We start from the raw sequence: 6793 nt of genomic DNA, 5'->3' as shown, positions 1-6793 counted from the left end.
CAGTTTTAAAAATCAAAAGCGTAAGCAAATAGGACGAGAAACCAAAATTCGGTTTCTCGTCCTATTTGCTTATACAGAGGCTAGTTATGTCACAGCCCCGTTTTTGACTGAATTAATCCATAAATTGGAAAGAGTAATCTAAAATTTGAATCGTATCGTCGTTTTGCGCACCGGCTGCCCGCAACGCGTCGTCGACACCCATCCCACGTAATTGACGCGCAAACCGCATCAGACTTTCTTCGTGGTCGAGGTTGGTCATCTTGAAGAGCTTTTCTAGCTTTTCACCAGATAAGACGAACAAGCCCGGTTCCGGATTATCAATCGTGAAGTCCTGACTGGCTTCGGTCGTGTAATCCCGGTGCTTCAAGTCATCAACACCCTTGATTGGGAATTGTGGCGTCTGATCGAGTAAGTCGGCCGTTTGCGCCAATAGCGCCTTGATTCCTTGTTGCGTAATTGATGAAATCGGGTAAATAGCCGGCGTCGTTGCCAACGTATCGTCCGCCTTTAACTTAGCCGTAAACTTGTCCAAATTAGCTTGGGCATCCGGCATGTCCATCTTCGTTGCAACGACGATTTGTGGTCGCTTCAACAAGTCCGGGTCATAACTAGTCAATTCATGATTGATTTTGAGGTAATCCTCGAACGGATCATTTTCTTCAATTCCGCTCATATCGATTAAATGCAAAATAACGCGGGTCCGTTCAATGTGACGTAGGAACTGAATCCCAAGTCCGACCCCGTTAGCGGCCCCTTCAATTAATCCGGGTAAGTCCGCCATCACGAAGTCACGACCGTCATCTAGGCGGACCATCCCTAAGTTAGGCACCAGGGTTGTAAAGTGGTAAGCCGCAATCTTAGGCTTGGCACTCGTGACAACCGACAATAACGTTGATTTACCAACGGACGGGAAGCCAACTAGGCCAACGTCGGCCAGCACTTTCAATTCCATTCGAATGGTTAGTTCATCACCGGGTTCACCGTTTTCTGAAATTTCCGGTGCCGGATTTTTGGGGCTCGCGAAGTGAATGTTACCGCGGCCACCGCGGCCACCCTTGGCGACGACCAACTGCTGGTCCTTATCGGTAATGTCACCGATTAATTCACCGCTATCAGCATCGGTCACGACCGTACCAAGTGGAACGTGAATAACCATGTCCTTGGCTGAACGCCCGGTCATTTGTTTAATCATCCCGTTACCGCCGTTATCGGCCTTAAACTTGCGCGTATACCGGAAATCCATCAGCGTGCGTAACCCTTCATCAGCCACTAACACGACGCTACCGCCACGACCGCCGTCACCGCCAGCCGGGCCACCGTTAGGCACGAACTTTTCACGGCGGAAAGCAACCATGCCGTTACCACCGTTACCGGCCTTTACATCTACTTTAACTTGATCAACAAACATGTCTTTTTCCCCTGTTTCTTCTATATTATTTATCTACGAAAATGCTCGTGCGAAATTAGATACCTGACCTAGTATACAAATCTTCCGCCAAACAGTCAAAAGTTCCGCAGAATCCGTGGGTTCAGGCTGACCGAATTTTTAAAAAGGTGCAAGTCATGACCGGTTTTGAACTTTTTTGACGTTTTTTGGTGTTTTTTGTTGCGTTTTGACGGTGCAACGGGTATATTATTATGCGGAGGGATTTGAAAATGCTTACAGAGGAACGACAACAGTACATTTTAAATACGATCCGCTTCAAGGGCATTATTAAAATCAAGGACATTGTTTCGAACACGAACTGTTCAGAGTCAACGGCCCGCCGTGACCTCCAGCAGTTAGAGGAACAGGGTGAATTAGTTCGCGTCCACGGTGGCGCGAAGTATATGAACTCACTCCAAGAAGAACCCGCGATGAACGATAAGGTTTCGCGCAACGTCGACGCAAAGGACCGGATTGCGCAACAGGCGGTCGCCAACATTCAAGTCGATGACGTCATTTACTTAGACGCCGGTACCTCGACTCTGGCAATGATTCACCACCTTAATCCGAGTTATAACCTACGCGTTGTCACTAACGGGGTCGTGCACGCGTCAGCCCTGGCTGACATGGGCATTCAAACCTACCTACTAGGTGGCAAGCTGAAGGACGTGACCAAAGCGGTCATTGGTCCCGAAGCCGTCAAATCGTTGCAGGAATACCGCTTCAACAAAGTCTTCTTGGGAATTAACGGTGTCCACCCGAAGTTTGGGTTAACAACGCCCGATCCCGACGAAGCGGTCGTTAAAAAGACCGCAATTGCCCAAAGTGAAGAAAGTTTCATTTTGGTCGATAGCTCCAAGTTTGACCACGTTTCGTTTGCGCGCGTCGGTGATTTATCCAGTGCAATTATCATCACCGACCAGTTAACCCCAACGTTGGCTGAGCAATACCAACCACTTACAGCGATTCAGGAGGTTCAATCATGATTTACACCATTACCGTCAATCCATCGATTGATTACGTGGTTCAACTACCCCACATGGAACTGGGCAGTGTCAACCGGTTAGCACATACCGCCAAGTTACCTGGTGGCAAGGGCATTAACGTGTCCCAAATTTTAAACGACCTTGAACAACCGAACCAAGCGCTCGGGTTCCTCGGCGGTTTCACCGGTACGTTCATCAGCGACGCCCTCAAGCAAAAGGGCTTGGATTGCCACTTCACGAAGATTGCTGACGATACCCGGATCAACGTTAAGATTCACGCCGACGAAGAAACCGAATTAAACGGTGCCGGTCCGGACATTACGGCGGCGGAAATTGATGCGTTCTACCAGGAACTCGCCCATTTGACTCCCGCTGACGTGGTCGTCATGTCCGGGAGCCTGGCGCCTAGCCTACCCGACAGTTTCTATTATGATATTATTCAAAAAGTTCAGGCTGCCGGTGCCAACTTCGTGATCGATACGACTGGTGAAGCCTTAAAGAAGACCTTGCCGAGTCACCCGCTGGTGGTTAAACCTAACAACCATGAATTGGCAGACTACTATCACACCACCTTCAATAGCCAGGCGGACATCATTGCCGCTGGTAAACGGATGTTGAGCGAAGGCGCCCAACACGTGTTGATCTCAATGGCCGGTGATGGTGGGCTCCTGATCACCAAGGACGCGGTTTACTTTAGCGCCGCCCCTAAGGGTAAGGTTATCAACTCGGTCGGTGCCGGTGATTCAATGATCGGTGGCTTCGTCGGGACCTTTGCTAAGACCCACGACGCGGTCGAAAGTTTCCGTTACGGTTTAGCCTGTGGTTCCGCAACCGCCTTCTCCGAAGACATTGCGACCCGCGCCAAGATCGACGAAATCTTACCACAAATTAAGATTGAACAATTAACTAACTAATCCACTCAGAAAGGACTGTTATCACATATTATGGATATCCGCGACTTACTATTAAAAGACGTCATGATCATGGACATGCAAGCCAAGACCAAGGACGAAGCGATTAATGAATTAGTTCATAAATATGCCGAACAAGGCGTCATTAACGACGAAGACCTTTACAAGCAGGACATTATCAAACGGGAGGCTGAATCCACCACTGGGATCGGTGACGGTATCGCCATGCCCCACGCTAAGGATAAGGCCGTTCAACGTGCAACCGTCCTCTTTGCGAAAAGCAAGGACGGGGTCGACTTTAACGCCCTCGACGGTCAACCAGTGCACCTCTTCTTCATGATTGCCGCTCCCGAAGGTGCTAACAACACCCACTTGGCCGCCCTCGCCTCACTTTCCAGCTTACTGATCAACCCGGACTTGGTTGCGAAGCTGAAAGCCGCAACGACACCCGACGAAGTTCAACAACTCTTCGCCGACGCCCAAGCTGCTAAGGAAGAAAAGGACGCCAAGGACGAAGCTGCCCAAGCTGCTAAAAAGGCTGCTGAAAGCAGTGCTAAGGCGACCGAAAAGCGCCCTTACATCGTTGGGGTCACCGCTTGTCCAAACGGGATCGCCCACACCTACATGGCCGAAGCCGCTTTGATCAAAGCCGGTGAAGCCGCTGGGGTTGACATCAAAATCGAAACGAACGGTTCCGAAGGGGTCAAGCACTTACTGACCGCCGACGAAATTGCGAACGCTGACGGGGTCGTGATTGCCGCTGATAAGAAGGTCAAAATGGCCCGCTTTGACGGTAAGCACCTCGTTAACCGCCCCGTTATCGACGGAATCAACAAAGCCGACGCCCTCGTTCAAGAAGCCCTTTCCGGCAAAGCCCCAGTTTATCACGATGCCGATGGTGGTGCCGCTGATGACGAAGGCGAAGGCAACGCTAACGGGAGCATCTGGGGCGAAGTTTACAAGGACTTAATGAACGGGATTTCCCACATGTTGCCATTCGTTGTTGGTGGTGGGATTTTAATGGCCCTCTCCTTCATTATTGAACAATTCGCCGGTAGCAAGAGCCTCGCCTTTACCTTCTTCAACCAAGCTGGTAACATGGCGTTCGCCTTCATGGTTCCCGTTTTGGCCGCTTACATCGCCGAATCAATTGGTGACCGCCCTGCCCTAATGCCTGGGTTCGTTGGTGGGTTTATGGCCACGGTTTACACCGGCGCGTACGGTGGGGTCTACACCGCTTCAATCGCTGCTAACGCTAAGAGTCCGGCTGGGTTCTTAGGTGGGTTAGTTGCCGGGTTCCTTGCCGGTTACATTACCGTTTGGATGAAGAAGTGGACCAAGCACATCCCACAATCATTGGATGGGATGAAGCCAATGTTGATTTTCCCAATCTTAGGCTTACTGATCATCGCCGCTTTGATGTTCTTCATCGTTAACCCGATTTTCTCCGTTATCAACCAGTGGATCACCCACTTCTTGAACTCAATGGGTACCGGGAACGCGGTCATCTTGGGATTAGTCCTCGGTGGCATGATGTCGATCGATATGGGGGGCCCATTCAACAAAGCCGCTTACGTCTTCGCTACCGGTGCCTTTACCGCGACGAACGATGGTAACTTGATGGCCGCCGTTATGGCCGGTGGGATGGTACCACCGTTGGCCACTGCGATTGCCACGTCATTCTGGCCGAAGAAGTTCACCGACGACGAGCGTAAGGCCGGGATTTCAAACTGGTTACTCGGGATTTCCTTCATTACCGAAGGGGCCATTCCGTTTGCTACGGCTGATCCGCTGCACGTTATCGGTTCAAGTGTCGTTGGGGCCGCCGTTGCCGGTGGTTTAACCCAACTTTGGAACGTTTCCGTTCCAGCTCCTCACGGTGGCCTTTGGGTCTCACTCCTGGCTACTAACATCTGGGGGTACATCGCCGCAACCGTTATCGGTGCTGTGATTGCCGGTGTCATCCTTGGAATTTGGAAACCAGCTAAAAAAGCCGCTTAAGTTAAAATAACCGTTTAATCAAAGTTCTCCGCAAACTAATTGCGGAGAACTTTTTTTATTCCAAACAATTTGTTTCCAACCAAAGCTGGTAAACGCGTATAATTAATTTATTAATAAATGAGAAACGAGACGATAACCTTGACCTTAAAACGCACCCTCACCACTTGCGGCCTACTCGCCCTACTCTTCCTACTCTTCCTAGGCGGATGTCACGCTAAGTCGGCGGCCCGTCCGGCACCTAGCAACGCCCGGCAGATAACCGCCATGGTCCTAAGTGATAATCATACGATTGCACCAACGCTTCACGATAACGGTAATTCCTTTGACACCTACGCGGCCAACGACGGCGGTGCCGACTTAAAATACAGTGCAACCATCCTGCGCGCCTTCGTTCAGCAAGCATTAAAAACCAAGCCGGACGTCGTAATTCTCAGCGGTGATCTAACCAATAACGGCGAACGTGCTAGCCATGACTACGTTGCTAAACAATTAAAGCGCTTACGCACCGCGCACATCCAACCCTACGTCGTCCCTGGAAACCACGACATCAATAACCCGATTGCCCGCCGGTTTAAAGGTAAACAACAGTTCGAAGTCGACGGTGTCAGCCCCGAACAATTTAAAAAGGTTTACCACCAGGACGGTTACGCCCAAGCCGCTGAAACCGACAGCAACTCCCTCAGCTACCTGGTCAAACCCGGCAAAAAGACCTGGTTTTTAATGCTGAACTCCGCTATCTACCGCGGTAACTACCAGCAAGGCAGTGCAACCGTTGGCGGTGGCCTTAACGATGGCACTCTCAAATGGGTCAAACAAGTCGGCCAACGGGCTAAAAAGCAAGGGGCCACCGTGATTCCGGTGCTCCACCACAACACAATGGACCACACCATGATTCACCAGGACTACACGATTGGTTACGCGGATCAGGTTCGCGACGTCTTCACCAAGGCGGGCATCAAGTTATCACTATCCGGGCACATTCACGCGCAAAACATTACCCACCAGCAAGTTAACGGGACGCGCTTAACTGACATTGCGAGCGGTTCGCTCATCATCGCTCCACACTACTACGGCACGTTGACCGTCAACCAAAAAAGCGGGCAAGCCCGTTACCACGCGACCCGGCTTAACGTCAGTGATTATATTCAAACCCACCAGGGGAAAACGGCGGCGGCCACCTACCGCAAGTACGACCACGACGTCCTGTACGCCTCTGGCTACAACGCCGCCCTCGCCCAACTTTACGAGGGCCGCGGTGAGAGTAACCTGTCTACGGCCAAAATGAAACGCCTCGCGGACGGGATGGGCCGGGCTAACATCGCCATGTTCCGCGGGACCCCGATTAAAGACGCCAAACTACTCGACGAATGGCAAGCCATGCCGAAAGACACGCCCTTTCGCAGTTTCATTTTGAGAACTAACAGTCTGAAAAATAATTTGAATTGGCGGGGCGCCACCCGCTAAGCTGA

At 51.1% G+C, this 6793-nt stretch carries 5 protein-coding genes; 4 read left to right on the top strand and 1 reads right to left on the bottom strand.

All coding sequences use genetic code 11. From position 1 onward, the window contains the following. Positions 1-112 precede the first annotated feature (112 nt). Positions 113-1408: a GTPase ObgE gene (gene obgE / locus FFM82_RS09165; RefSeq protein ID WP_137645536.1), complete on the bottom strand. Its 1296-nt coding sequence runs from the start codon at positions 1406-1408 to the stop codon at positions 113-115. 248 nt (positions 1409-1656) lie between these two features. Between obgE and FFM82_RS09160 the strand changes: the two genes are divergently transcribed. The 4 genes from FFM82_RS09160 to FFM82_RS09145 all read left to right on the top strand — a co-directional run bounded on the left by FFM82_RS09160 (position 1657) and on the right by FFM82_RS09145 (position 6788). After that, positions 1657-2412, top strand: a complete 756-nt coding sequence (locus tag FFM82_RS09160) for a DeoR/GlpR family DNA-binding transcription regulator (RefSeq protein WP_137645535.1) — start codon at positions 1657-1659, stop codon at positions 2410-2412. Then, a complete protein-coding gene (gene pfkB / locus FFM82_RS09155) occupies positions 2409-3326 on the top strand; it encodes a 1-phosphofructokinase (RefSeq protein WP_137645534.1) in 918 nt (305 codons plus the stop codon). The genes FFM82_RS09160 and pfkB overlap by 4 nt, the downstream gene beginning before the upstream one ends. A 30-nt stretch (positions 3327-3356) precedes the next feature. Next, the gene (locus FFM82_RS09150) at positions 3357-5324 is read left to right on the top strand and encodes a PTS fructose transporter subunit IIABC (RefSeq protein ID WP_137645533.1); all 1968 of its coding nucleotides are present in this window, start codon (positions 3357-3359) and stop codon (positions 5322-5324) included. Positions 5325-5462: 138 nt separating this feature from the next. Continuing rightward, a complete protein-coding gene (locus FFM82_RS09145) occupies positions 5463-6788 on the top strand; it encodes a metallophosphoesterase family protein (RefSeq protein ID WP_225425669.1) in 1326 nt (441 codons plus the stop codon). Positions 6789-6793: the final 5 nt, after the last annotated feature.

Source organism: Lactiplantibacillus plajomi (assembly GCF_005405405.1).
Lineage (GTDB): Bacteria > Bacillota > Bacilli > Lactobacillales > Lactobacillaceae > Lactiplantibacillus > Lactiplantibacillus plajomi.
The sequence above is the reverse complement of the archived record's forward strand: the minus strand, read 5'-3'. Positions and strand labels throughout refer to the sequence as shown.

Coding starts and splice junctions, on each gene's coding strand:
- obgE (WP_137645536.1), bottom strand. CDS start 1,408: ATGTTTGTTGATCAAGTTAAAGTAGATGTAAAGGCCGGTAACGGTGGT.
- FFM82_RS09160 (WP_137645535.1), top strand. CDS start 1,657: ATGCTTACAGAGGAACGACAACAGTACATTTTAAATACGATCCGCTTC.
- pfkB (WP_137645534.1), top strand. CDS start 2,409: ATGATTTACACCATTACCGTCAATCCATCGATTGATTACGTGGTTCAA.
- FFM82_RS09150 (WP_137645533.1), top strand. CDS start 3,357: ATGGATATCCGCGACTTACTATTAAAAGACGTCATGATCATGGACATG.